The organism is Devosia sp. GW821-FHT12F11 (genome assembly GCF_058806655.1).
This window is the reverse complement of the sequence record NZ_JBXAPX010000002.1, coordinates 906,410-929,012: the sequence shown is the minus strand read 5'-3', so window position 1 is coordinate 929,012 and position 22,603 is coordinate 906,410. Positions and strand designations below refer to the sequence as shown.

The window sequence follows — 22,603 nt, the reverse complement described above, 5'->3', positions numbered from 1 at the left end:
CAATGGAACGACCAAGCCTGCACAAACCTGTCAGCTATGTCTCCGAACACCTGTAAGCGATGTACCCGGACTAAACACTATGTTCCCCGGGACACGCCGGTCCAGTCGGTGCCGCCGGACCAGATGCAGATGGCCATGGCCGCGCTGCGATCGGATTTTCTCTTCTGGCTGGCGATCACCACTTTGCCCGACCTGCTGACCGAAGCCCTGCTTGCCACCAAACCCGCCCTGGTCAAGGCGGCGGATGCGGCCGAGCAGGCGCGGGCGCGACATATCCTCGAGGCCATCCTGCCTGTCAGCCTTCGGGCTGACGGGTTGCTCAACGACGCGCGGCTCGCCGGCAACCCGGCGCCGATGGCGATCGAGACGATTGCCGCGCCGACGCTGGCAGTGTCCTACCAGGACGATGGATTCGGGACCGCGGCAGCGGCCCGCTACATCGGGGAGCGCGTCCCCGGCGCCAGGGCATACATCTATCCCGATGGCGGCCATATCGGCGTGGGGCACGATGCCGAGTCCTTTGCCCTGATCGATGGCTTTCTGAAAGAGATCGGATACGCCTAGAGCGAGATCAGGAAAGGTTGCAGACCTTTCCGGTTCGATCTCGCGCCAAAACAAGGACTTGGAGCAGGAGTGCGATGCAACGAAACGCAATCCTGCTCTAGTTGCCTCACAAGCGCCATGCAGAGCTCAGCATGTAGTCAAGGCGTGCAGTCTTCCCGAGCCGTTCCTATTTGATCTCGGTGAGCCGGAGGTATGGGCGAGGTGCGTCCCAGCCCTGCGGGAATCTTTCCTTGGCCATGTCATTGGTGACCGAGAGCGGGATGATGACCTTGCCGCCCGGCCGCCAGTCGGCCGGCGTCGCCACCTTGTTGGCATCGGCAAGCTGCAAGGCGTCGATGACCCTCAGGATCTCGTCGAAGTTGCGCCCGACATTCATCGGATAGGTGAGGGTGAGCCGGATACTCTTGTTGGGATCGATGATGAACACCGACCGCACCGCCTCGGTGGTGCTCTGTGCAGGGTGTATCATGTCGTAAAGTCTGGCTACCGCGAGGCCGGCATCGGCGACGATGGGGAACTCGACACTGGTGTGCTGCGTGGCGTTGACGTCGGCGATCCACTTGAGGTGTTCGGCGGCCGTGTCGGTCGACAGCCCTAGCGGCTTGGTGTTGCGCTTGGCAAATTCGTCGGCCAGTTGGGCCGTCCGGCCCATTTCGGTGGTGCAGACGGGAGTGAAGTCGGCCGGATGGCTGAAGAAGAACACCCAGGAACTGCCTGCCCACTGATGAAAGCTGATTGGGCCCTTGGAGGTGTCGATGCTGAAATCGGGTGCGACGTCGCCGATGTGAAGTGACATGCTGTTGCTTCCTTGTGTGTGAAGTTGCGCGAATTGGGATTGGCGTACCGGGGCAGTCGCGACCGCTCCGGTACTATGGGGGTGAGCTGCGCGACCAAATGCTCTAGGCGCTGCCGAGCATCCGCTTCAGCACGTCGGTCTTGAACCAGAAGTGCTGCGCCAGCGCCGCCAGTACATGCAGGGCGATTAACAGGATCAGCAGCTTTTCGGCGACTGAGTGCGCCTGGGCTGCCGGGCCGAAGCCGAGGATCCAGGCCGTGGCGCCGGACAGCGGCATGCCGATCAGCAACACGTAGAACAGGGCGTGCGTGCCCGATGCCACCACCTTCAGAAGCGGATGCTCGTTGGCTGGAAGGGCAGGGACGCCCCTCCTGAGGCGAAGCACGAGGCGCCAGCCGACGAGCGCGAAAATCAGCACTCCTACTGCGACATGCACATTCGGTGTGGCGGCGTTCGGCAGCGTGCCGTCCATCCGACCAGCCCACAGCCGCACGATTTCATCGTGCGCGACGATTTGAAACAGCACCAGGAGCATTACGATCCAGTGCAGGGCAATCTGCGTCTTGGAATAAGTCGCGGGCGCCATCAAGGCATGCTCCAGTGATTGGGAGTTCCGGGGTTACATGTCCGCCAAAGGCGCGGTGGACGGGCTCGCGCCGTGCACGAACCCGACCGACCCGGGTCATCAGTTCCAGTTCTGCCGACGATGCTCCCACGGCGAGACCTTGCCGTCTCCATCAGTGTCCGCGGCCGTATGGTGCGCCTGGGCGGCGTTGAGGAACTCTTCCTTGGTGAGGTTACCATCGGCGTCGGCGTCCATGGCGGTGAAGCGATCTTCCTTGGCCTTCTGCATCGCCGCCTGTCGTTCGCTGTTGAAGCCGAATTGCGGCCCCATGCGCACGGCCATGTATTCTTCCTTATTCAGTTTGCCGTCGTCATCGGCGTCCATCGCGGTGAAGACCTCGTCGGCCGCCGAAGCGGCTTCTTCGGCGCTGACGGTGCCGTCGTCGTTTGCATCCATCATCATGGAGCGACCCCGGCCGGGCTGACCCATCATGCCCATGCCGTATCCCGCACCCATGCCGTAGCCGAAACCCGGCCCGAAGCCCCGGGGCTGCGCGAAGGCCACGCCAACGAGCATCGTGGTCGCCAGCAGAACGGTGATGCCAGCTGTGAGTATGCGTTTCATCTCGTCACCTCTTCTGTTTGTCGAGCGATGCTATCGCGGCGGCGTTGGCGGCCCTTGACCAAGATCAAGGCACCGGGGCGGTCACAATGATCATTTGAAGGAAGGCGGTCTGCTACCGCCTGGAGGGTCCGAGCTGTTCGCCGAGCCAGCGACCGATCTGTTCGGCCGACATGGCGCCCGACACCCGTCCGACTTCCTTGCCCTCGCGAAACAGCAGCATCGTCGGAATGCTGCGGATACCGAGCCGGGAGGCGATGTGCTGCTCGTTGTCGGAATTGAGCTTGATGAACCTGGCGCGTGGCTCGAGGGATTGCGCTGCCTTCTCGAACTCGGGCGCCATGGCGCGGCACGGGCCGCACCACGGAGCCCAGACATCGACGACCACCGGAACAGTGCTTTTTCTGACCTGGCGGTCGAACGCGGCTCCACCGACATCGCTGGGCCGGCCCGAAAACAACGGCGCTCCGCATGTCCCGCACTTTGCGTCCTTTGCTCCACGTTCGACAGGAAGCCGGTTCGTCGAGCCGCAGCCGGTGCAAACGACCCGCTGTTCAGTGCTCATGCTGGTTCTCCAACTGAAGGGAATGGTTCGGGGGCGCGGCGGCGCAGTAGATCCCGTGCAGGGTCGAGAGCAGTCGCTCGACCTCGTCGGAAGCCAGCCGATAGCGGATCGACTGCCCGTCGCGACGCGCCGAGACCAGATGCAACAGGCGCAGCTTCGACAGGTGCTGCGACAGCGGCGACTGTGCCAGGCCGACGCTCGCCGCCAGCTCCCGCACGCTCAACTCGGCGTCGAGCAGGTGGCAAAGGATCAACAGTCGCTTCCGGTTGGCCATCGCTGCGAGCAGCTCGGCGGCATCGGCGGACCGTGGTTCCAAATCGATCGCTTTCATATTGACATATTAGAATATTCGAATATATCTGTCAACCAGAGACTGGACGACGCCTCCGCCGAGGAGTGTCCAGATCCCCGCCGATGGAGACATACCATGACGAGTTCACCGATCCCGTTCACGCCCGACCTTTCGGTCAAGCCGGACGTCGCCGCCTTCTTCGACCCGGCCACCAACACCATCAGCTATGTGGTCAAGGACCCGGCCTCGCCGGCCTGCGCCGTCTTCGATTCCGTGATGGATTTCGACTACGCCTCCGGGCACATCAGCTACGAACATGCCGATGCAATCATCGACTACATCCGCAAGCGCGGCCTGAAGCTCGAGTGGCTGATCGAGACGCATGTGCACGCCGACCACCTGTCGGCGGCGCCCTATATCCAGTCCAGGCTCGGCGGCAAGCTGGGGATCGGCGAGAACATCACCATCGTTCAGGACACCTTCGGAAAGGTGTTCAACGAGGGCACCGAGTTCCAGCGCGACGGCAGCCAGTTCGACCAACTGTTCACCGACGGCGCCAGCTACCGGATCGGCACCATGACGGCCTATGTCATGCACACGCCCGGCCATACCCCGGCCTGCATGACGCATGTCGTCGGCGATGCCGCCTTTGTCGGCGACACGCTGTTCATGCCGGATGGTGGGTCGGCCCGCGCCGACTTCCCCGGCGGCGACGCGCGGACCCTCTATCGCTCGATCAAGCGGGTGCTCGAACTGCCGCGTGAGACGCGACTGTTCATGTGCCACGACTACGGCCCGAACGGCCGCGAGATCCAGTGGGAGACGACCGTCGGCGACGAGATCGACCACAATATCCATGTCGGCAAGGGCGCGGACGAAGACACCTTCGTGAAGATGCGGGAGGCGCGCGACGCCACGCTCGCCATGCCCAAACTGATCATCCCCTCCCTGCAGGTCAACATGCGGGCCGGGCAGCTTCCTCCCAAGGACGAAGCTGGCAAGACCTTCCTCAAAGTCCCCGTCAACGGATTGTGACCATGTGGCCCTTCAAGAAAGCCAACCAGATGAACTACCGCACTATCGACCCCAACTTCGCCGTCGCCGGACAGATTCAGCCGGACCAGATCGAGGCGCTTGCCGCAGCCGGCTTCAAGTCCATCGTTTGCGCCCGCCCCGACAACGAGGAGCCGGGCCAGCCAAGCTTCCGGCAGATTTCGGCCCAGGCGGAAAAGCTCGGCATGAAGTCGGTGCACATCCCCATTTCGGGCGGCATCTCGGATGGTTCGGTCAAGGCCATGAAGGCGGCCCTCAAGAACCTCCCCAAGCCGATGTACGGCTACTGCCGCTCCGGCGCCCGCGCCGGCTCGCTCTACGGCGCTGCCCTGCGATCCTGAGCCATGTGGCCGTTCGTCAAGACCAGATCAGGAGTAAGTACAGTGCGGGTCAGCAAGATCGATGACCAGTTCTCCGTGACCGGACAGATCACCCCCGACCAGATCCCGGAGATTTCCGCGGCTGGTTTCCGGGCGATAGTTTGCGCCCGTCCCGACAACGAGGAGGGCGGCCAGCCCAGCTTCGATGCGGTGGCACGGGAGGCTGAGCGGCACGGGCTGCAGATCGTCCACATTCCGGTTTCGGGCATGGTGGGCGAGGAGCAGATCCACCGCTTCCACCAGGCGATGGAGCAGATGCCGCGCCCCGTCCTCGGCTATTGCCGCTCCGGCGCCCGCGCCGGCAACCTCTACGCAACGCTGCGGAACTAGACCAGGATGCTGAAGACCTACCTGCCCATCCTCGATTGGGGGCGCCGCTACAACCGGCAGACCCTCGCCAGTGACCTGGTCGCGGCGATGATCGTGACCATCATGCTCATCCCGCAATCGCTGGCCTACGCGCTGCTGGCTGGGTTGCCGCCGGAGGTAGGTCTTTACGCATCGGTGCTGCCGCTGGTGGCCTATGCCATCTTCGGCACCTCGACGTCACTCGCCGTCGGTCCGGTCGCCGTCGTGTCGCTGATGACGGCGACGGCAGTGGGGCGGCTTGCAGCCGAGGGCACCACCGACTATGCCAGCGCCGCGGTGCTGCTTGCCTTGCTGTCGGGCCTGATGCTGGCCGTCATGGGCGTGCTGCGGCTGGGCTTTGTCGCCAACTTCCTGTCCCATCCGGTGATTTCCGGATTCATCACCGCCTCCGGCATCATCATCGCCGCCGGCCAACTGGGCGGCCTCCTGGGAATTTCCGCCAGGGGCCAGACCCTGCCGGAGATCATCCAGTCGCTCGCCTCAAGCCTGGGCGACATCAATTTCTACACCGTCGCCGTCGGCCTGTTCGCGCTGGGCCTGCTGGTGTGGATACGGACCAGCCTCAAGCACGGGCTCACGCGCCTCAAGGTGCCCGAGGGCGCCGCCAAGGTGCTGGTGCGCGCCGGGCCGGTTTTCGTGGTGTTCCTCACCATGGGCGCTTCGGCCCTGTTCGAACTCGGCGCCAAGGGCGTCGCGCTGGTCGGCGCCGTGCCGCAGGGATTGCCGATGCTGTCACTGCCGCGCTTCGACCTCGAAACGGTGCAGGCGCTGCTGGTGCCGGCGCTGATCATCTCGATCGTCGGCTTCGTTGAATCGATCTCGGTGGCCCAGACGCTCGCGGCCAAGCGGCGCGAACGCATCGCGCCCAACCAGGAGCTCATCGGCCTGGGCGCCTCCAACATCGCGGCCGCCATCGGCGGCGGTTACCCGGTGACCGGGGGCTTTGCCCGCTCGGTGGTCAATTTCGATGCCGGCGCGGCGACCCCGGCAGCGGGTGCCTTCACCGCGGTCGGCATCGCGCTCGCCACCCTGCTGCTGACACCGTTCCTCGCCATCCTGCCAAAGGCCACGCTTGCCGCCACGATCGTCATTGCGGTGCTGACGCTGGTCGATTTTTCGATCCTCAAGCGCGCCTGGCGCTATTCCATGGCGGATTTCCTTGCCGTGCTGATCACCATCGCCGGAACGCTCCTGCTGGGTGTCGAGACCGGCATTTCGCTCGGCGTGGGCACATCGATCCTGGTGTTCCTCTACCGCTCGTCGCGGCCCCATGCCGCCGTTGTCGGCCAGGTTCCCGGCACCGAGCACTATCGCAATGTGCTGAGGCACAAGGTCGATACCGTGCCCGGCCTGCTCTCCATCAGGATCGACGAGAGCCTCTACTTCGCCAATGCCCGCTACCTCGAGGACCTGATCTACAACCGCGTCGCGGCTGATCCCGCGGTCAAGGACGTCGTGCTGATGTGCTCGGCGGTCAATGCGATCGACATGTCGGCGCTCGAAAGTCTCGAGGCCATCCAGCACCAGCTCGCCGACCTGGGCGTGCGGCTGCACCTGTCGGAGGTGAAGGGCCCGGTGATGGACCGGCTGGAGGGAACGGAGTTCCTCGCGCATCTGAAGGGGCGAGTGCACCTGAGCCAGCATCAGGCGGTGCAGGCCATCGTGCGGGAGGCGTCCGCCGAGTCGGGGAAGCCTGCCGCGCCGGTCCTCGTGGTCGCTGGCTGAGCCGGCACGGCCAGGACCCCGCAAGGCTCCTGCTCACCTTTCGGATACAACTCGGCAGAAAGAGGCGCATGTCCTACCAATTGGGCATAAGGCAGAACCTGACGCCATTCCTCCAGCAATTGCTGCAGGTGTTCTTCGTCGGACTTACCATCGGCCTGCAACGCACCGTTATCCCGGCACTGGCGGAAAGCGAGTTCGGGGTCGCCAGGGGCTCCATGCTGGCCGTCTTTGCCTTCGTGGTGTCGTTCGGGGTGGTCAAGGGCACGATGAACTTCGTCTCCGGGCGCCTGGCGGAGCGTGTCGGTCGGCGCAGGGTGTTGATCTGGGGCTGGCTTTTCGCGCTGCCGATCCCGTTCGTCATTCTCTTCGCCTCCAACTGGTGGTGGATCGTCGGCGCGAGCATGCTGCTGGGCATCAATCAAGGCTTTGCCTGGTCGATGACGGTCACCGCCAAGATGGACATCGTGCGGGCGGATCAGCGCGGCCTGGCCACTGGCATAAACGAATTCGCCGGCTACAGCGGGGTTGCGCTGGCAGGGGTGGTTACCGGCTACCTGGCGAGCCTGTTCGATCCACGCCTCAGCCTGTTCGTCTTCGGTCTGGTCATCGCAATCGCGGCGCTGCTGGCCGCGCTAACGGCGTTCACTGAAACACTGCCCCACGCCAGGGCAGAGGCGGCCCGCCACAAGGCGGGAGTTCAGACTGGACCCAGGCCACGCTTTGTCGATGCGCCCGAGCACCCTACTACCGGTGAGGTCTTTGCCCTCGTCAGCTGGAAGAACCGGACGTTCATGGCGCTGGCGCAGGCCGGCAGCGTCGAGAAATTCGTCGACGCCTTGATGTGGGCGCTCGTGCCGGTCTTTCTCGTCTCGAAGGGCGCAAGCCTGATTGAGATTGGGTGGATCACCGGCATCTACGGTTTCGTCTGGGGCGGCAGTCAGCTCTGGACGGGCCCGTTGTCCGATCGCGTCGGGCGCAAGTGGCCAACCGTCGCCGGCTTTCTGATCTGCTCGGCCGGTGTATTTGCATTTCCCGCCCTCAAGACCCCCCTCGAATGGTCCATCGCCGCGGCCGTGATCGGAGTGGGCATGGCATTGCTCTATCCGACGCTCATGGCCGCAATGGGCGATATTGCCCCGCCGAACTGGCGAGGCTCGGCGCTGGGCGTCTACCGCTTCTGGCGCGATCTCGGCTACGCCATCGGCGCGGTCGCCATGGGCATCCTGGCCGACGCATCCGGACTTCTCGAGGCGGGCTTCTGGTTCACCGGACTGGCCATGGCGCTGTCCGCCCTCTGGCTGACGTTGGGGATGGGGGAAACTCATCCCAGCCTCGCTGCCGGTGTTTCCGGCGACCCGCCTGCGCTCTGAGGTCGTGCTTGCGCGCGTCAGCTCCGCGCCTCGGCCTGCTCATTGCCCCACCACAATCAACAGGATCACCGCTTTGATACATTAGAACATTCGAACATCAGCAGCCGCGAAGCATTCGCGAACTGGCCCGGCGGGCCGATGACGAACCGAAGACAGGTATATGACGACCAACTTTACACCAATTGAAGCGTTGCTCGGCGGCACGCTGATCGGGCTTGCTGCCGTTGCCCTTATGGCCCTGCACGGCAGGATAGCCGGAATGACCGGGATCGTGGCGGGTCTCATTTCCCCCAAGGGAGACTGGGCCTGGCGTGCCGCTTTCCTCCTCGGCGCGATCGCTGCGCCGATCGGGATTCTGTTGCTGACGGGCACAGCGGTGCCGGTGCAGTCGGAACTGCCCGCCTGGGCGATCATCGCGGGCGGCCTGCTCGTCGGCGTGGGGGTGAGCTTCGGAGGCGGCTGCACCTCGGGGCACGGCGTCTGCGGCATGGCCCGCCTTTCCCCTCGCTCCATCGTGGCCACCGCAACATTCCTCGCAACAACCTTCGCCACCGTGTTCGTGGTCCGCCATCTTCTGGGAGGCTTCTGATGCTCCGCATTGTTTCAGCGGCCGGCATTGGCCTCGGCTTTGGCGCCGGCATTGCCATCTCAGGTATGGGCAATCCCGCCAAAGTCCTGAACTTCTTCGATATCTTCGGCAACTGGGACCCCAGCCTGATGCTGGTGATGCTGTCGGCCCTCGTGGTGACTTTCATCGGCTACAGGCTGGTTCTGCGGCGCCCTGCGCCGGCGTTCGAACCAAAGTTCCACCTGCCGACCAAGCGTGAACTGGATCTGCCGCTGATCGGCGGTTCCGCCCTGTTCGGCATCGGCTGGGGCCTGTCGGGCTTTTGTCCGGGTGGGGCAATTCCGGCGCTTGGGTCCGGGGCGCCTGCGCCATTCATCTTCGTTGCGTCGATGATCGGCGGAATGCTCGCGGCAAACGCCTTGAGATCCCTCTCAGCTCGGCGTGCCGTGGCCTGACGCTCGCGCCTGGAGCGGCTTCGCAAAAGCCGCTCCTACGGCGGGGACGACCCGCTGCGCACACCATCGATCATCATCGGCAAGCTGCTGGCGTCTGGCTGCAGTTCCGCTGGCAGGAGCGCGGCGGGCATGTTCCGGTACGAGACCGGCCGGAGAAAGCGTCGGATGGCCAGCGTTCCCGAAGCGGGCAACGAGGGCGCCCGGACGGGTGGAACCGAATCCAGGCAGTTGCTGCTGTTCACAACGGACGCTACTCGGCCGGGAACTTGGCGGCATCCTCCGCCGCGACCTGAGAGTAAATCTCGGTGACCAGCTCGGCGGCCGGCGTGACGCCGGGTTCGCTGAGGTAGACTTCCCACATGCGCGCGCTGTCCGGGATGCCCGCCTCCTTCATTGCCGCGCCGATTGCGGCATAGATCGCCGGAAACTCCTCATAGGGGCCGATATGGACGACCTTCAGCGCGTACCCGTTGGGAGTCATGCCGGCGAGCACGCCGTCGCCCGCCTTCGCGGCATCGGCCGAAGAAACCGGAAAGCCGACATCGACAGCGGTCTTGTCGCCCGACCAGTCGTGGTAGACGGCCATCGGCGGCCCGAGTGCGGCCACCCCGGATGTGCCGAGGAACTGGTCGAGCGTCGTAAACGCGGCGCCCATGAATGCCGGAATCTCGGCCATCGAAATCGTCGCGGTGACGTAGACCATCGGCTGGGCGGAAAGCTGGACGCTGGTGATCTTCACACCAGTCTCCATTGTCTGCGCGGAAGCTGCAGTGGACCCGCCGACGGGCAGGGCGAGCAGGCCGAGCAACACAAGAGGCAGTACTTTGTTGAAGCGCATCTGGAACCTCGCACGATCACGCGGTGAGGCTAGCGTCCCGACCAGGCCCTCGATTTGATCGTCATCAAGTCGATCGCCGGCAGTGGCAACGTCGCGACCGTTTAACTGCGTCGTGTGGGCCGGTGCCCTAGCGCCAGCGCGGGCGAGCCCACTCGGCCTCACTTTCGACCCGGCGGTGGCGCCGTGGTGTTGCGGATGACCAGATAGGTGTCGAGCGTAACCCGGGCGTCACCCACGGCGCGCGAGCCGAGCATGTCGAGCAGCAGCGACATTGCCGCCCGCCCGGTTTCGTCCGAGCGGTTGGAGACCGTGGTCAGCGACGGGTAGGTCGCGGCGCCCAAGACGTCATCGCAGCCGACGATGGAGAAATCCGCGGGCACGCTGACGCCCTGATCGGCAAGGCCGGTCATGATGCCCTGCGCCGTCAGGTCGTCGAAGGCGATGGCGGCGGTGGCGCCGGTTGCGAGAATATCCGGCACCACGGCGCGCCCGCTTTCATAGCTCGGCACCCGCGCGGCGACGATGCTGACCTCGAGCCGGTGCTGCCGGGCGCCCTGCCGCACCGCGGCGCGGCGCTGCTGGTTCGACCATGAGCTCGACGGGCCGCTGATATAGACGATATGCCGGTGGCCGAGCTCGGCCAGATGGGCGATCGCCTCGCGCACCCCGATGGCGCTGTCGATCAAGACGCGCGGGATCCCCGGCACATCGCGATTGACCAGCACCAGCGGGCGCTTCAGTGCATGGGCGCGAATCCGCTCATCGGTGAGGCGCGAGGCGCACAGCACCAGCCCTTCGACCTGGCTGAGGAACCGGTCGACCAGCTTGTCTTCCTGGCGCCAGCTCTCGTCCGAATTGCCGAGGAACACGCAGAAATCGGAGCGATCCGCTTCCATCTGCGCCGCGCGGATCAGCGGCGGGAAGAACGGGTTGGCGACATCGGGTACCACCAGCGCCACATTGCCGTAGCGCCCGGTGCTCAGCGCCCGGGCGGTGTGGTTGGGGACATAGCCGATGCTGCTGGCGATCTCGAGGATGCGCGCCACGGTTTCCGCGCCGAGCATGCCCGGCTGCGTGAAGGCCCGCGACACGGTCGACTTCGAGACCCCCGCCGTCCTTGCCACATCCATCATGGTGGGCAGGTCCTTGCGGCCCTTGCCTGCTGTCATGCTGTTGCCCTTGCGCAGCCTGGAACGATCGCTCCCACAGTTCAACGTGGCTTGGCAATATCCCGTCCCATCCAATGCCGAGTGTTCGACAGGGGATTGACGTGCAACCGGTTGCATTCGATAGTCAAACGAAATCGTGGTTCGAACGCGATGGGTCGCGGGGAGTGTTTTCGCCAATGAGTTCGAGTGTCGTGCCTGAGGCTGGAACGCGTGAGCGGCGAGTCGAGCAGCTCAAGGTCAAGAGCTTTGTCACCCGCGAGGAGTTGGGACGCGTCGCTGCCGGCGAGATCGCAGCGGAGTTGCGGTCGAGGCTTGCCCGGCAGGCGGCAGTTCGAATGGTCTTTGCTTCGGCCCCGAGCCAGAGCGATGTCATAGATGCGCTGGCGGCAGAGCCCGGCATCGACTGGCGCCGCGTCACCGCCTTCCACATGGATGAATATATCGGGCTCGCCCCCGACGCGCCGGAGCGCTTCGGCAGCTGGCTCTCCCGTTACATCTTCGGCCGCCTGCCCTTCGCCGCGGTGCACCCGATCCTTCCCGGCGACGACCCCCAGGCGACGGCGCGCGACTACGCGACGCTGCTCGCGGCGGCGCCGATCGACATCGTCCAGCTCGGCATCGGGGTGAATGGCCACATCGCCTTCAACGACCCGCCGGTGGCCGATTTCAACGATCCGCTGGATGTGAAAGTGGTGGAGCTGGATGAGGTCTGCCGGCAGCAGCAGGTCGACGACGATTGCTTCGCCACCCTTGCCGACGTGCCGCTGCGCGCCATCACGCTGACCGTGCCGCGGCTGTTGCGGGCCGATCGGCTGTTCTGCATGGTGCCTGGGCGGGTGAAGCGCAACGCCGTGCGCGCGGCGCTAGAGGGGCCGTTGAGCACCGCCTGCCCGGCCTCCATCCTCCGCACCCACGCCGACTGCACGCTTTACCTCGATGCGGAGTCAGATCCCCATGCCTGAATTGATCGACGCCGACGCGCTCTGCCGCGGCTACTACGACGACGTCACCGCACTGATGCGGCGCATCCTCGTCGAGGAGCGCGACGCGACCGAGCGTGCCGCCGAGCGGGTTGCCGAGCAGATCGCCGCCGACCGGCTGGTCTACGCCTACGGGCCGGGCGGCCACTCCAACCTCGCCTCGCAGGAAATCTTCTTCCGCGCCGGCGGCCTGATGCATGTCAGCGCCATTCTCGATGAGGGCACGTTGCTTTCCGGCGGCTCGCTGCGCTCCATGGCGATCGAGCGCACCCCCGGCTACGGCAAGATCGTCATCGCCGACCAGCGGCTCGGCGAGGGCGACCTGCTGATCCTCGTCAATGCCTACGGCATCAATGCCGCGCTGATCGATGCGGCGCTGGAAGCCAAGCGCCGCGGCGTATTTCTGATCGGCGTCAACTCGCACGAGCACGCCAACAACTCCGCGCCGACCCACCCGGCGCGCCATCCGACCAAACACAACCTGCACGAGCTGGTGGACATCGCCATCGACTGCAAGGTGCCGATCGGCGACGCGATCGTGAAGGTGCCGGGCATGGGCGAGAAGATTGGCGCCATCTCCACCTTCGCCAACGCCTTCGCGCTCAACAACCTGGTGATCCGCACTGTCGCCAAGCTGGTGGAACGCGGCATCGAACCGCCAGTCTGGCGCAGCGGCAACGCTCCCGGCGGCGACGAGGCCAATGCGAAGTTCATCGCTCGATTTGCCGAGCGGGTACGCTGGCTGTGACGGCTCAACTCGTCGGCCGCGATCCCGACACCGGCCAAGGCATTGCCATCGGCATCGCCGACGGCCGGATCGCTGCCATCGACGCGGCGGACTACCATGGTCCGCTCTATCTTGCGCCGGGCCTGGTCGACCTGCAGGTCAATGGCTACGCCACCCACGATCTGAACGACGGCACCGTGACGCCGGAGCGCGTCCTGGCGTTGACCGAAATGCTGCTGGCGCTGGGCACCACCACCTACCTGCCGACCCTGGTGACCGCCAGCGAGGCGAACATCACCGCCGGGCTCATGGCGATCCGCGAGGCGCGGGCGCGTTACCCGCTCGTCGCGTGCGCCGTGCCCTTCGTGCATGTCGAAGGGCCGTTCATCTCAATCCATGACGGCCCGCGTGGCGCCCATCCGGCTGCCCATGTCCGTGACGCCGATATCGCCGAGTTCGAACGCTGGCAGGCGGCGAGCGGTGGGCTGGTCGGGCTGCTGACGCTGTCGCCGCATTCCGATGCCGCCATCGCGCTGGTGCGTCATGCAGCAGGGCAGGGTGTGCACGTCGCCATCGGTCATACCGATGCGAGCCCCGAGCAGATTCATGCCGCGGCAGTAGCTGGCGCCACGCTCTCGACCCATCTCGGTAATGGCATATCGGCGATGCTGCCGCGCCACCCCAACGTGATCTGGGCGCAACTGGCGGACGATCGGCTGACTGCCACGCTGATCGGCGACAGCCACCACCTGCCGGCCGACACGTTGAAGGCAATGTTGCGCGCCAAGGGGCTCGACAAGGCCCTGCTGGTCTCAGACGTGGTGTCGCCGGGTGGATTGAAGCCAGGCATCTATCACCAGACCATCGGCGGCCGGGTCGAACTGCAGGCCAATGGCCGGCTGGGGCCGCCGGGCACGCCTTACCTCGCCGGTGCTGCGCTGCCGCTGGGCGATTGCGTGGCGCGCACCGTCACGATGACCGGGCTGAGCCTCCCGCAGGTGCTGGGGCTGGCGACGCGCAATTCCGGCCGCTTTGCCGGCGGCCGTGGTTTGCTCGAAATCGGCGCGGCGGCGGACCTCATTCAGTTCGAGTGGGCGCCGGGCGCCGAACGGCTGACCATTGCTGCAACCTATCTGGCCGGGGAGCGGGTATGGGCGCGTTGAAGGCCGGCATCGCCGTCGTCGATATCACCCCGCCGCCTGGGCTGCTGCTCGCCGGCTTTGCCGCCCGCACCGAGCCGGCAACCGGGGCGCACGATCCATTGACAGTGCGCGCCGTGGTGGTCGGCGATACCGCCATCGTCGTCGCTGACGTCATCGGCATCCACGAGGCGATGAGCGCGCGCATCCGCGAGCGTTGCCCGCTGCCATCCGCCAATGTCATCGTCGCGGCCACCCATACGCACGGCGCGCCGGTCTCGATGGCGGACCGGCTGAGCGCTGAGGCCGACCCGACATTCCTCAGGGCGCTCGAGGATGGCTGCGTCGCCGCGCTGACCGAAGCGGCCGCCAACGCCGTGCCGGCCGAGCTGAGCGTCGGTCTCGGCGCCGATCCCGACGTGGCCCGCAACCGCCGTCACGCCGACGGTCCGCTCGATCGCGCCCTGCCGGTGCTGCGCATCCGCGACGCGGCGGGGCGCCTCTTGGCGGTGATCGTCTCCTATGCCTGCCACCCCACCGTGCTGGGTGCCGATAACCGGCTGATGACCGCGGATTTCCCGCATTTCGTGCGCACCACGATCGAGGCGGCGCATCCGGGCGCGGTGGCGATTTTCCTCAATGGCTGTTGTGGCGACGTCAATATCGGGCACACCGCCCAGGCGTCAGTGACGCTCAACGCCAATGCCGCCCGCACCTTCGAAAATGCCGAGCGACTAGGCACCCGGATCGCCGAGGCGGCTCTCGCCGCGCCGGAGACAATGCTCGGCGCCGCGGCAACGGCCGCCGAGCAGTGGGTCGAACTTACCCTCGAGCGGCGCGAACGCGACCTGCCGGCGCTGGCCGCTGCCTGGGATGACGAGGCCCGCACCGCCGAGCCGGTGCGGGCCACGGTGCTGCAGCATTGGGCCAACTGGGCCCGCCGTTATGCCGGCCAACCTGAGGCGAGCTGGGTCGGTCGCGTCAGCGTCCTCGATTGGGGCGGCCTGCCGATTGTGGCCTTGCCCGGAGAGATCTTTGCCGAAACCGGCCTTGCCGTCCGCACTGTCAGCGCCGGCCGCCCGGCTTTGGTGCTGTCCTATGCCGACGGCACGCCGGGTTACATTCCGCCTGCCAGTGAGTTTGGCTTCGGCGGCTACGAGGTCGATGAGGCGCATCGCTTCATCGGTATGCCCGGGGCATTCGCCGCCGGTTCTGCCGAGCGCCTGGCCCTCGCGGCCAAGACCTTGCTCGGACTACCAAAACAGGCTGCAACGCCTAGAAAATGAGGGGTTTCGACGCTGTCGCGCGGTTAGCGCCGCTTGACACGCAACCGGTTGCAGTCAAGACTTCACTATGTGCTGGATCGTTCGTTAAACAGGGATGACAACGATGATGAAATTGCTTTCTCGGCCTCAGCTTTCTGCCTTCTCGACACTCGGACGACAGCTGCTGCTGGCGTCCGCTATGGGGCTCGGGCTGGCCGCCACGGCGGTCTCCGCTCAGGAGATCCGGGTGTGGAGCGGCTATCCGGAACTGGCGCCGTTCTATCAGCATGTCGCCGAGGGGATGGCGGCCGAATACCCGGACCTCAAGGTCACGGTCGAAGCCATCGCGCTGCGCGAACACGAAAAGCGCGTGGCGCTCGGCGTCACCTCCGGCGAAGCTGCCGAGGTTATCGAGCTGGCGACCACCATTGCCGCCCGCTACCTCGAGGGCGGCCTGCTCAACACCCCGCCGGCCGAAGTGACGGCCTTCGTCAAGGATCCCGCCAATTTCGGCGAGTTCTTCGTCAACTCCGCCAGCTATGACGGCACCGTCTACGGCATGCCACTGTTCCGCGGCCAGAGCGCGCTCTACTACAATACCGACATGTTCGCCGCGGCTGGCCTCACCGAGCCGCCCAAGACCATGGCCGATTTCGACGCCTATGCCGAAAAGCTGACGCAGCGCGATGCCAGCGGGGCGCCCACCGTCACCGGCTGGAGCATGCGGCTCTCGGGCGGCGGCTCGGGCATTGCCGAAAAGTTCGCCATCAACATGTGGCAGCATGGCGGCGAGCTGATCGCCCCCGCCGGCGAGGGCCTGTGGAAGTCGAACTTCGCCTCCGAAGCCGGCACCGCCACCATGAAGCAGTACCTGCACAACCTGTTCGACACCAAGACGGTGACGGTGGAGTCGCCGGCTGACGCCGATGCCTTCGAGCGTGGCCAGACTGCCATGTTCATCCGCGAGTCCTGGGTGATCGGCGATATCGCCGCCAAGGCCCCGGACCTGAAATATGCCACGGCCACGCTGCCGCGTGGCTCGATCGTCAGCCCCGGCCAGCTCTACGTCAAAGCCGGCGCCGACAAGGAAGCCGCCGCCTGGGCTTTCGTGATGGCAACGCAGAAGCCCGAGAACCTGCTCTGGCTGCTCGACAATGTCGGCTGGCTGCCGAACCGTTCGGGGCTCGATTTCTCGGCCATCCTTGCCTCCAAGCCCGGCTTCGAAGCCTACGTCAACTACCCCACGAGCTATGAGTTCTTCACCGTTCCGGCCATCGGCCCGATCGATGAGATCCAGACCCGCGCCGCTGCCTTCCTCGTCGAAGCTTTCGCCAAGCCGGAGCTGGCCACCGACGATGCGGCGCTCAAGGCCTTCCTCGAGAATGCCGACAAGGAGATCAACGCCATCCTCGACCGTGAAGGCCTGCTTGGCCAGTAAGCCGCCTCTTGCAAACCTGCCCTTGCTCAACCGCGGCCTTCGGGGATCATTCCCCGGAGGCAGCACGGAGACGATGACATGCTGAAGCGACGACGCCTGCTCTTCTCGCTGCTTGCCATTCTGCCTGTCATCGCCATCTTCGCCTTCGTCCGGGTCTATCCGATCGGTGAGATCCTGCGGCTGAGCCTGCACAAGTGGGACATCCTGTCGAAGAAGAAGCCGTTCATCGGGCTCAGGAACTTCCAGGAGCTGCTGGGCGACCGGCTGTTCCACGAGGCGCTGTTCAACACCTCGATCATCGCCTTCGGCGTGCTGCTGATCACCATTCCATTGTCGCTGGTGATCGCCGCGCTGATCTTCCACCGCACCCGCTCGCGCTTCGCCGCGTTCTACGAAACGGCGGTGTTCATCCCGCACGTGGTGTCGCTGGTGCCCGCCGCCATGGCGTGGAAATGGATCTTCGACGCGCGGCTGGGGCCCCTCAACGCGTTCCTCTCGATGTTCGGCGTCAAACCGATGTCGTGGCTGTTCGACCCGGTGCTGTCGATCATCTGCGTCATTGTCCTGTGTTCCTGGCAGGCGCTCGGCTTCGCCGTGCTGATCTACCTCGTCGGCTTCAAGAGCCTGCCGGTCTCGGTGTACGAGGCGGCCAAGCTCGATGGTGCCTCCGGCCGGCAGTCGTTCTGGCACCTGTCGGTGCCGATGCTGAAGCCGATCACCCTCTATGTCTCGGTGGTGACACTGGTTTCGGCATTCAACGTCTATGCCCAGGTCTATGTGCTGGCTTCCGATGCGCAGGGCGCACCGGGGCGGCAGGTCCGGGTGCTGGTGCTCGATATGCTCGAGAACAGCTTCCGCAATTACCGGGTCGGCTATGCCGCCTCGGAGGCGGTGGTGCTGCTGGCCATCGTGCTGCTGCTGACCTTCGTGCAGTTCAGCCTGCTGCGTGACAAGAGGGCCGCCCGATGAGCGCCAGAACCCAGATCGAGAAACACTCCCGCGAGGTCGGCGACCGGACGCTTAAGGCGCGCGCCACCAATCTCGGCATCGACCTGTTCCTCGGGCTGTTCGGGCTCCTGATGATCCTGCCGCTGGTCCTGCTGGTCGCCAACGCCTTCAAGACGCCGCAAGAGATGCTGAGCTGGCCGCCCACCGTCATTCCGGCCCAGCCGACGCTGGCCAATATCGAGGCGGTGCTGGCCGATACGCCGCTGCTGCGCTGGATCTTCAACAGCTTCAGCTTCGCGCTGCTCTCGGCCTTCGCGATCCTCATTACCTCGACCATTGCCGGCTACATCCTCGCCAAATTCCCGTCGCGGGCGATGAGCGTGCTGTTCGCCATTATCCTCGCCACCGCCATCGTGCCGTTCGAGGTCTACATGATCCCGCTCTACTTCCAGGCGCAGAGCATGGGCCTGCTCAACTCGGTCTGGGGGCTGCTGCTCGGCTATCTGGTGATGAGCTTCGGTATCTTCCTGATCCGACAGAACGTCATCCACTCGATCCCCGACGAGCTGCTCGAGGCCGCGCGGATCGATGGCGCCGGCGAAATCTGGATCTTCATCCGCATCGTCGTGCCGCTGTTGCGCGGCGCGCTCGGGGCACTGTTCGTCCTCGCCTTCTTCCAGGCCTGGACGGCCTTCGCCTGGCCGCTGATCGTCGCCACCACCAAGGACAGCTATACCATCGAGGTCGGCCTCGCACTGTTCCAGACCGGCTTCACCGTCGACCTCGGTCGCCTCAGCGCCGCCTCCGCCATTGTTCTCGTGCCGTCGGTGGCTTTGTTCGTCTTTTTGCGGCGCAACTTCGTCGAAGGCGTCGCCAGCACCGGGCTCAAGGAATGACCGATTTCTTCGCCGCGGCGCGGCAACGCTATCTCGCCTCCAATGCCGAGACGCTGCGCTGGATGCTGGCGCGGCCGCCGCTGCACGGTGCTTTCGTCAACACCAAGCTGAACCCGCTGACCCTCGTCGATTATGCCGCGGTCGATGGCTGGCGCGGGCCCGACCATGTCTATGGCTGGATCCAGGGCCGGGCCCTCGAGGCCATCGTCACCCACGCGGCGGCCTTCGAAAGCATCGACCCGGAGCTCACGCTGGCCCTCGATATGGGGGGGCGACGGCTCTACGCGGCGCTCGACAAGCTGCGCGCCGCCGATGGGCACGTCTATTTCTGTTACGACCGCGACATGCACCCGATCCGTTTTGAGGGTGAAGTCTTCGTTCCCCAGACGCAGCCGGCCGACATCTACAGCTTCTCAGATACCTTTGCCGCCAAGGGCCTGGTCGCCGGCGCGGCGCGTTATGCGCCCGCCAATCTGCCGCGTCAGCTCGAGGCGCTAGCAAAGGTGATCGCGGCCATCGAAGACCATCGCTTCCAGATCGACGAGAAGCTGCCGCTCGGGCGCCAGGTGCTCGAGGCCGAGGCCGCGGACTTTGGCCCGCGCATGATCATGCTGAGTGCCGGAGCCTTGCTGACCGGCATCGGCTGCCGCGATCGCACGGCGTTTGCCGATCGCTTCATCGGCCATGTCATCGACAACTATTTCGACCCCGCCAGTGGGCTCTTACGCAACGTGCCGGGTGAGGATCGCTGCAATGTCGGGCACGGCATCGAGTTCGTCGGCTTCGCCCTCGATTACCTCGAGGCCGACGCCGACCCGGAACTGCTGCGGGTGCTGGAGACCATCCTCGTTTCGTCGTTCGACCGCGGCTTTGTCGGGCCCGGCGTGCGGCTGGTGGTGTCGGCGGCGAGCGGCGCGCCGATCAGCCCCTATTGCCCCTGGTGGTCGCTGCCTGAAACCATCCGCAGCGCCGCGCTCTGCCACGAGCGCTCGCACAGCGCCCAGAGCCTTCGCGTCTGGCAGAAGGCCGACGAAGTCTTCTTCCGCGACTATTGGCGTCCTGGCACCGGCATTGCCTACCAATGCCTCACCGACGAAGGACCGATCGACTACGTGCCGGCCACCCCGGATCTCGATCCCGGCTACCACACCGGGTTGAGCCTGCTGGCCGCGATCGATGTGGTCGGTCGCCGGAGCTAGAGCAGATGCGGCGCCTCGTTAACGGCGAAGCACGGCGCCTCAGCGCCCACCGCCGTCATTCCCGCGCAGGCGGGAAGCGGCGTGCGATCAGGCGGCTCTATCACCGGTATTTCCTCACCCACGGTGTCACCCCGGCGCAGGCCGGGGCCCATCCTGAGGTCTTTCCGGCCGCCCCGGGGGGCGTGGTGAAATCTCAGGATGGGTCCCGGCCTTCGCCGGGATGACACCGAGTTTGTGGCGCTACTCGTGGTGAGCGCACCGATGGGCGAGGAGGCTCAAATGCAGCGCAGGGGCATCGCCGTGATCGGCGCCGGCATGGGAATGAAGCCGCATGCGCTGAGCCTCTGCGATCTGGCTGATCGGGCCGAAGTGATCGGCGTGTTCAGCCGCTCGGCCGAGCGTCGCGAAGCGGCCCATGCGGCCTATGGCTTTCCGGTCAGCGACGACCTCGACGCCCTGGTCGGCGATCCCCAGGTCGATGTCGTGCTGGTGCTGACCCCGCCATCGGCGCATCTCGAAGTGGTGCGGCTGGCGGCGGCCGCGGGCAAATCCATCCTGCTCGAAAAGCCCATCGAGCACAGTCCGGCCCGGTCCCGCGAAGTCGTGGCGGTCGCCCGTGCCGCCGGTGTCCGGCTCGGCATCGTGCTGCAGAACCGCACCCGGCCCAATGCGCGAGAGCTCGGGCGCCGCATCGCTCGGGGAGAGCTGGGCGAACTGGCGACCGCCTCGGCTTCGATCCGCTGGTGGCGGGCCCAATCCTACTACGACGAGCCGGGCCGCGGCACGCTGGCGCGCGACGGCGGTGGCGTATTGCTGACCCAGGCCATCCACGCGCTCGACCTGTTCCTGAGCCTCAGCGGCCCGGTCGCCGAGGTCAGCGCCATGGTCGGCACATCGCGGACCCACCGGATGGAATGCGAGGATGTGGTCAGTGCCGCGATCCGCTTTGACAATGGCGCGATCGGTTCGATCGATGCGACCACTGCCAGCTTCCCGGGGTTCCCCGAACGGCTGGAACTGGTGTTCGACCAGGCCACGGCGGTGATGACAGGTGAAAGCCTGATGCTCTATTGGCGCGATGGCACCATCGAGGATCACAGTATCGCCGCCGGCGGCCATGGTGGCGGCGCCGACCCGATGGGCTATTCGCACGCCCGACACCGCGCCGTGCTCGAGGATTTTCTCGATGCCCTGGACGAGGACCGCGAGCCGCTGGTCACCGGCGAGGAGGCCCTCAAAGTGCATCGGCTGATCGAAGCGATCCTCGCCTCGAGCGCCGAACAGCGCCCGGTCCGGCTGGCTGAGCTCGACCGGTGAGGCAGGCGTCGGTCTGGCTCGGGCGCAGGGGCAGTCGCACATGACGGACCACCGAGAGTGCAGTGCCCAGTTCACATACGATAGCCCTGCGCCTAGGGGGAAGGTCGATGCGCTCTTCCGCCATGACACGGCCCTGATGTTACGATCAAGGATCGTGAGTCGTGGGTGCTTCGTGGGGGTGATGATGGCTGTGCTTCGCGTGCTTGCTTTGGCGGCTGTCGCCCTGCTGACGCTGGTCTCGGCGGCGCTGGCGCAACCGGCGCGAGACCTGTTCGGCGCCATGCATTCGCCCACCACCGGCCCCGAGGTCCCGGTGGGCAGCTATGCCAAGGGCTGTATCGCCGGCGCAGTGCAGCTGCCGACCGATGGGCCGGGCTGGCAGGCGATGCGCCTGTCGCGCGATCGGCGCTGGGGCAGTGCCGAGCTCGTCAGCTATATCGGGGCGCTCGCCCAGTCGGCGGCGCAGGATGGCTGGCCGGGGATACTGGTCGGCGATATGGGGCAGGCACGGGGCGGGCCGATGGCCAGCGGGCATGCCTCGCACCAGATCGGCCTCGACGTCGATATCTGGTTCGAGCGGATGCCGGATCATCAGTTGAGCGCCGACGAGCGCGAGACCCTCTCGGCCCGCTCGATGTTGAAGAAGGGCACCCGTGAGGTCGACCCCCAAAGGTTCGGTGAAGCGCAGCGCCTGCTGCTCTATCGCGCGGCGGAGCTGCCGGGGGTGGCTCGCATCTTCGTGGCGCCGGGGATCAAGAAATCGCTCTGCGCCGTCACCTGGCGCGACCGCAGCTTTCTGAACAAGATCCGCCCCTGGTACGGCCATGACGACCATTTCCACGTGCGGCTCGACTGCCCGGCGGGCGTCGAGCTCTGCGTCAACCAGGCTCCGGCGCCAGCTGGCGATGGCTGCGGCGCCGAGCTCGACTACTGGTTCACCGACGAGCCGTACAAGCCGAGCGACAAGCCGCCAGCCCCCCCGCTGACCCTGGCCGATCTGCCCAAGGCGTGCACCACGGTGCTGAGGGCCGACTGAGCCGTCGCGCCGGCGGCGCTCACATGTGGATCGCGGCGACCCTCGCGAACATCGGCGCGAGCGGCGTTGATGCGCCACGGGGCCGGTTCCAGGTGGGCGCACGAGCCATCCCCATCACATGTGCCATCAGCACTAGTTGGTATTTTCGGGGCCCTTAGCCGGCTCAAATCGGGCTTTCCGCGCGTCGGGCGCGGCCCGCACGGCGGCTGGCGGCCGTGGTCGCCATTGCAATCGCGGTTAGTTTTTCGTATAGATCGGCGTACAACTTGTATTCCGGCGCGAACCAAGAATACCGAGAGAGCACCCTCCGCTCGAATTGCGGAACGAG

At 65.7% G+C, this 22,603-nt stretch carries 25 protein-coding genes; 18 read left to right on the top strand and 7 right to left on the bottom strand.

Annotated elements, in window-relative coordinates:
• Positions 1 to 135: 135 nt before the first annotated feature.
• Positions 136 to 564, top strand: coding sequence for an alpha/beta fold hydrolase (locus tag AC1ROK_RS10040; protein WP_492846339.1), 429 nt, complete (start codon positions 136 to 138; stop codon positions 562 to 564).
• Between the two features lie 166 nt (positions 565 to 730).
• Here AC1ROK_RS10040 and AC1ROK_RS10035 read toward each other — a convergent pair whose 3' ends face one another.
• The 5 genes from AC1ROK_RS10035 to AC1ROK_RS10015 form a co-directional block, all read right to left on the bottom strand.
• Positions 731 to 1,360, bottom strand: coding sequence for a peroxiredoxin (locus AC1ROK_RS10035; protein ID WP_492846337.1), 630 nt, complete (start codon positions 1,358 to 1,360; stop codon positions 731 to 733).
• Positions 1,361 to 1,463: 103 nt separating this feature from the next.
• Positions 1,464 to 1,946: a cytochrome b gene (locus tag AC1ROK_RS10030; RefSeq protein WP_492846335.1), complete on the bottom strand. Its 483-nt coding sequence runs from the start codon at positions 1,944 to 1,946 to the stop codon at positions 1,464 to 1,466.
• 99 nt (positions 1,947 to 2,045) lie between these two features.
• A complete protein-coding gene (locus AC1ROK_RS10025) occupies positions 2,046 to 2,549 on the bottom strand; it encodes an EF-hand domain-containing protein (protein ID WP_492846333.1) in 504 nt (167 codons plus the stop codon).
• A gap of 112 nt (positions 2,550 to 2,661) precedes the next feature.
• Positions 2,662 to 3,111, bottom strand: a complete 450-nt coding sequence (gene trxC / locus AC1ROK_RS10020) for a thioredoxin TrxC (RefSeq protein WP_492846330.1) — start codon at positions 3,109 to 3,111, stop codon at positions 2,662 to 2,664.
• On the bottom strand, positions 3,101 to 3,442 hold the full coding sequence (locus tag AC1ROK_RS10015) for an ArsR/SmtB family transcription factor (RefSeq protein ID WP_492846328.1): 342 nt from the start codon (positions 3,440 to 3,442) through the stop codon (positions 3,101 to 3,103). The genes trxC and AC1ROK_RS10015 overlap by 11 nt, the downstream gene beginning before the upstream one ends.
• Before the next feature lie 96 nt (positions 3,443 to 3,538).
• Between AC1ROK_RS10015 and AC1ROK_RS10010 the strand changes: the two genes are divergently transcribed.
• The 7 genes from AC1ROK_RS10010 to AC1ROK_RS09980 all read left to right on the top strand — a co-directional run bounded on the left by AC1ROK_RS10010 (position 3,539) and on the right by AC1ROK_RS09980 (position 9,323).
• Complete coding sequence (locus tag AC1ROK_RS10010) at positions 3,539 to 4,438, top strand: MBL fold metallo-hydrolase (protein WP_492846326.1); 900 nt, start codon at positions 3,539 to 3,541, stop codon at positions 4,436 to 4,438.
• Positions 4,439 to 4,440: 2 nt separating this feature from the next.
• Complete coding sequence (locus AC1ROK_RS10005) at positions 4,441 to 4,797, top strand: protein tyrosine phosphatase family protein (protein ID WP_492846324.1); 357 nt, start codon at positions 4,441 to 4,443, stop codon at positions 4,795 to 4,797.
• Between the two features lie 42 nt (positions 4,798 to 4,839).
• Positions 4,840 to 5,166, top strand: coding sequence for a protein tyrosine phosphatase family protein (locus AC1ROK_RS10000; RefSeq protein WP_492846322.1), 327 nt, complete (start codon positions 4,840 to 4,842; stop codon positions 5,164 to 5,166).
• A 6-nt stretch (positions 5,167 to 5,172) separates the two neighbouring features.
• A complete protein-coding gene (locus AC1ROK_RS09995) occupies positions 5,173 to 6,930 on the top strand; it encodes a SulP family inorganic anion transporter (protein WP_492846320.1) in 1,758 nt (585 codons plus the stop codon).
• A gap of 68 nt (positions 6,931 to 6,998) precedes the next feature.
• Positions 6,999 to 8,300 (top strand): MFS transporter, encoded by a 1,302-nt coding sequence (locus tag AC1ROK_RS09990; protein ID WP_492846318.1) that lies wholly within the window; start codon positions 6,999 to 7,001, stop codon positions 8,298 to 8,300.
• A gap of 160 nt (positions 8,301 to 8,460) precedes the next feature.
• On the top strand, positions 8,461 to 8,889 hold the full coding sequence (locus tag AC1ROK_RS09985) for a YeeE/YedE family protein (RefSeq protein WP_492846316.1): 429 nt from the start codon (positions 8,461 to 8,463) through the stop codon (positions 8,887 to 8,889).
• Positions 8,889 to 9,323, top strand: a complete 435-nt coding sequence (locus AC1ROK_RS09980) for a DUF6691 family protein (protein ID WP_492846314.1) — start codon at positions 8,889 to 8,891, stop codon at positions 9,321 to 9,323. Before AC1ROK_RS09985 ends, AC1ROK_RS09980 begins: the two co-directional genes overlap by 1 nt.
• Before the next feature lie 250 nt (positions 9,324 to 9,573).
• Here the strand turns inward: AC1ROK_RS09980 and AC1ROK_RS09975 are convergent, their stop codons facing one another.
• Both AC1ROK_RS09975 and AC1ROK_RS09970 read right to left on the bottom strand, forming a co-directional pair.
• Entirely contained in the window at positions 9,574 to 10,161 is a 588-nt protein-coding gene (locus AC1ROK_RS09975) for a GyrI-like domain-containing protein (RefSeq protein WP_492846312.1), read from the bottom strand.
• Between the two features lie 158 nt (positions 10,162 to 10,319).
• Positions 10,320 to 11,330, bottom strand: coding sequence for a LacI family DNA-binding transcriptional regulator (locus AC1ROK_RS09970; protein WP_492846310.1), 1,011 nt, complete (start codon positions 11,328 to 11,330; stop codon positions 10,320 to 10,322).
• Positions 11,331 to 11,506: 176 nt separating this feature from the next.
• Here AC1ROK_RS09970 and AC1ROK_RS09965 point away from each other — a divergent pair, with 176 nt between their 5' ends.
• The 10 genes from AC1ROK_RS09965 (at position 11,507) to mepA (ending at position 22,275) form a co-directional block, all read left to right on the top strand.
• Positions 11,507 to 12,292 carry a glucosamine-6-phosphate deaminase gene (locus AC1ROK_RS09965; protein WP_492846307.1) on the top strand — a complete coding sequence of 262 codons (786 nt, stop codon included), beginning with the start codon at positions 11,507 to 11,509 and terminating at the stop codon, positions 12,290 to 12,292.
• On the top strand, positions 12,285 to 13,058 hold the full coding sequence (locus AC1ROK_RS09960; protein ID WP_492846305.1) for a sugar isomerase domain-containing protein: 774 nt from the start codon (positions 12,285 to 12,287) through the stop codon (positions 13,056 to 13,058). Before AC1ROK_RS09965 ends, AC1ROK_RS09960 begins: the two co-directional genes overlap by 8 nt.
• Entirely contained in the window at positions 13,055 to 14,200 is a 1,146-nt protein-coding gene (locus tag AC1ROK_RS09955; protein ID WP_492846302.1) for an N-acetylglucosamine-6-phosphate deacetylase, read from the top strand. The genes AC1ROK_RS09960 and AC1ROK_RS09955 overlap by 4 nt, the downstream gene beginning before the upstream one ends.
• Positions 14,188 to 15,462, top strand: coding sequence for a neutral/alkaline non-lysosomal ceramidase N-terminal domain-containing protein (locus tag AC1ROK_RS09950; protein ID WP_492846300.1), 1,275 nt, complete (start codon positions 14,188 to 14,190; stop codon positions 15,460 to 15,462). The genes AC1ROK_RS09955 and AC1ROK_RS09950 overlap by 13 nt, the downstream gene beginning before the upstream one ends.
• Before the next feature lie 103 nt (positions 15,463 to 15,565).
• On the top strand, positions 15,566 to 16,879 hold the full coding sequence (locus AC1ROK_RS09945) for an ABC transporter substrate-binding protein (protein ID WP_492846298.1): 1,314 nt from the start codon (positions 15,566 to 15,568) through the stop codon (positions 16,877 to 16,879).
• A gap of 78 nt (positions 16,880 to 16,957) precedes the next feature.
• Positions 16,958 to 17,848, top strand: a complete 891-nt coding sequence (locus tag AC1ROK_RS09940) for a carbohydrate ABC transporter permease (protein ID WP_492846296.1) — start codon at positions 16,958 to 16,960, stop codon at positions 17,846 to 17,848.
• Positions 17,845 to 18,723, top strand: a complete 879-nt coding sequence (locus AC1ROK_RS09935; RefSeq protein ID WP_492846294.1) for a carbohydrate ABC transporter permease — start codon at positions 17,845 to 17,847, stop codon at positions 18,721 to 18,723. The genes AC1ROK_RS09940 and AC1ROK_RS09935 overlap by 4 nt, the downstream gene beginning before the upstream one ends.
• Positions 18,720 to 19,922, top strand: a complete 1,203-nt coding sequence (locus AC1ROK_RS09930) for an AGE family epimerase/isomerase (protein ID WP_492846292.1) — start codon at positions 18,720 to 18,722, stop codon at positions 19,920 to 19,922. The genes AC1ROK_RS09935 and AC1ROK_RS09930 overlap by 4 nt, the downstream gene beginning before the upstream one ends.
• Positions 19,923 to 20,201: 279 nt before the next feature.
• On the top strand, positions 20,202 to 21,239 hold the full coding sequence (locus tag AC1ROK_RS09925; RefSeq protein ID WP_492846290.1) for a Gfo/Idh/MocA family protein: 1,038 nt from the start codon (positions 20,202 to 20,204) through the stop codon (positions 21,237 to 21,239).
• Between the two features lie 184 nt (positions 21,240 to 21,423).
• Positions 21,424 to 22,275 (top strand): penicillin-insensitive murein endopeptidase, encoded by an 852-nt coding sequence (gene mepA / locus AC1ROK_RS09920; RefSeq protein WP_492846288.1) that lies wholly within the window; start codon positions 21,424 to 21,426, stop codon positions 22,273 to 22,275.
• The last annotated feature ends 328 nt before the right edge of the window (positions 22,276 to 22,603 follow it).

Bases quoted from the DNA above. Each gene is read 5' to 3' on its own strand.
- AC1ROK_RS09960 (WP_492846305.1), top strand. From the start codon at position 12,285: ATGCCTGAATTGATCGACGCCGACGCGCTCTGCCGCGGCTACTACGAC.
- AC1ROK_RS10030 (WP_492846335.1), bottom strand. From the start codon at position 1,946: ATGGCGCCCGCGACTTATTCCAAGACGCAGATTGCCCTGCACTGGATC.
- AC1ROK_RS09950 (WP_492846300.1), top strand. From the start codon at position 14,188: ATGGGCGCGTTGAAGGCCGGCATCGCCGTCGTCGATATCACCCCGCCG.
- trxC (WP_492846330.1), bottom strand. From the start codon at position 3,111: ATGAGCACTGAACAGCGGGTCGTTTGCACCGGCTGCGGCTCGACGAAC.
- AC1ROK_RS10040 (WP_492846339.1), top strand. From the start codon at position 136: ATGGCCGCGCTGCGATCGGATTTTCTCTTCTGGCTGGCGATCACCACT.
- AC1ROK_RS10015 (WP_492846328.1), bottom strand. From the start codon at position 3,442: ATGAAAGCGATCGATTTGGAACCACGGTCCGCCGATGCCGCCGAGCTG.
- AC1ROK_RS09925 (WP_492846290.1), top strand. From the start codon at position 20,202: ATGCAGCGCAGGGGCATCGCCGTGATCGGCGCCGGCATGGGAATGAAG.
- AC1ROK_RS09945 (WP_492846298.1), top strand. From the start codon at position 15,566: ATGATGAAATTGCTTTCTCGGCCTCAGCTTTCTGCCTTCTCGACACTC.
- AC1ROK_RS09935 (WP_492846294.1), top strand. From the start codon at position 17,845: ATGAGCGCCAGAACCCAGATCGAGAAACACTCCCGCGAGGTCGGCGAC.
- AC1ROK_RS09975 (WP_492846312.1), bottom strand. From the start codon at position 10,161: ATGCGCTTCAACAAAGTACTGCCTCTTGTGTTGCTCGGCCTGCTCGCC.
- AC1ROK_RS10025 (WP_492846333.1), bottom strand. From the start codon at position 2,549: ATGAAACGCATACTCACAGCTGGCATCACCGTTCTGCTGGCGACCACG.
- AC1ROK_RS09965 (WP_492846307.1), top strand. From the start codon at position 11,507: ATGAGTTCGAGTGTCGTGCCTGAGGCTGGAACGCGTGAGCGGCGAGTC.
- AC1ROK_RS09985 (WP_492846316.1), top strand. From the start codon at position 8,461: ATGACGACCAACTTTACACCAATTGAAGCGTTGCTCGGCGGCACGCTG.
- AC1ROK_RS09970 (WP_492846310.1), bottom strand. From the start codon at position 11,330: ATGACAGCAGGCAAGGGCCGCAAGGACCTGCCCACCATGATGGATGTG.
- AC1ROK_RS10005 (WP_492846324.1), top strand. From the start codon at position 4,441: ATGTGGCCCTTCAAGAAAGCCAACCAGATGAACTACCGCACTATCGAC.
- mepA (WP_492846288.1), top strand. From the start codon at position 21,424: ATGGCTGTGCTTCGCGTGCTTGCTTTGGCGGCTGTCGCCCTGCTGACG.
- AC1ROK_RS10010 (WP_492846326.1), top strand. From the start codon at position 3,539: ATGACGAGTTCACCGATCCCGTTCACGCCCGACCTTTCGGTCAAGCCG.
- AC1ROK_RS09940 (WP_492846296.1), top strand. From the start codon at position 16,958: ATGCTGAAGCGACGACGCCTGCTCTTCTCGCTGCTTGCCATTCTGCCT.
- AC1ROK_RS09980 (WP_492846314.1), top strand. From the start codon at position 8,889: ATGCTCCGCATTGTTTCAGCGGCCGGCATTGGCCTCGGCTTTGGCGCC.
- AC1ROK_RS09930 (WP_492846292.1), top strand. From the start codon at position 18,720: ATGACCGATTTCTTCGCCGCGGCGCGGCAACGCTATCTCGCCTCCAAT.
- AC1ROK_RS10035 (WP_492846337.1), bottom strand. From the start codon at position 1,360: ATGTCACTTCACATCGGCGACGTCGCACCCGATTTCAGCATCGACACC.
- AC1ROK_RS09995 (WP_492846320.1), top strand. From the start codon at position 5,173: ATGCTGAAGACCTACCTGCCCATCCTCGATTGGGGGCGCCGCTACAAC.
- AC1ROK_RS09990 (WP_492846318.1), top strand. From the start codon at position 6,999: ATGTCCTACCAATTGGGCATAAGGCAGAACCTGACGCCATTCCTCCAG.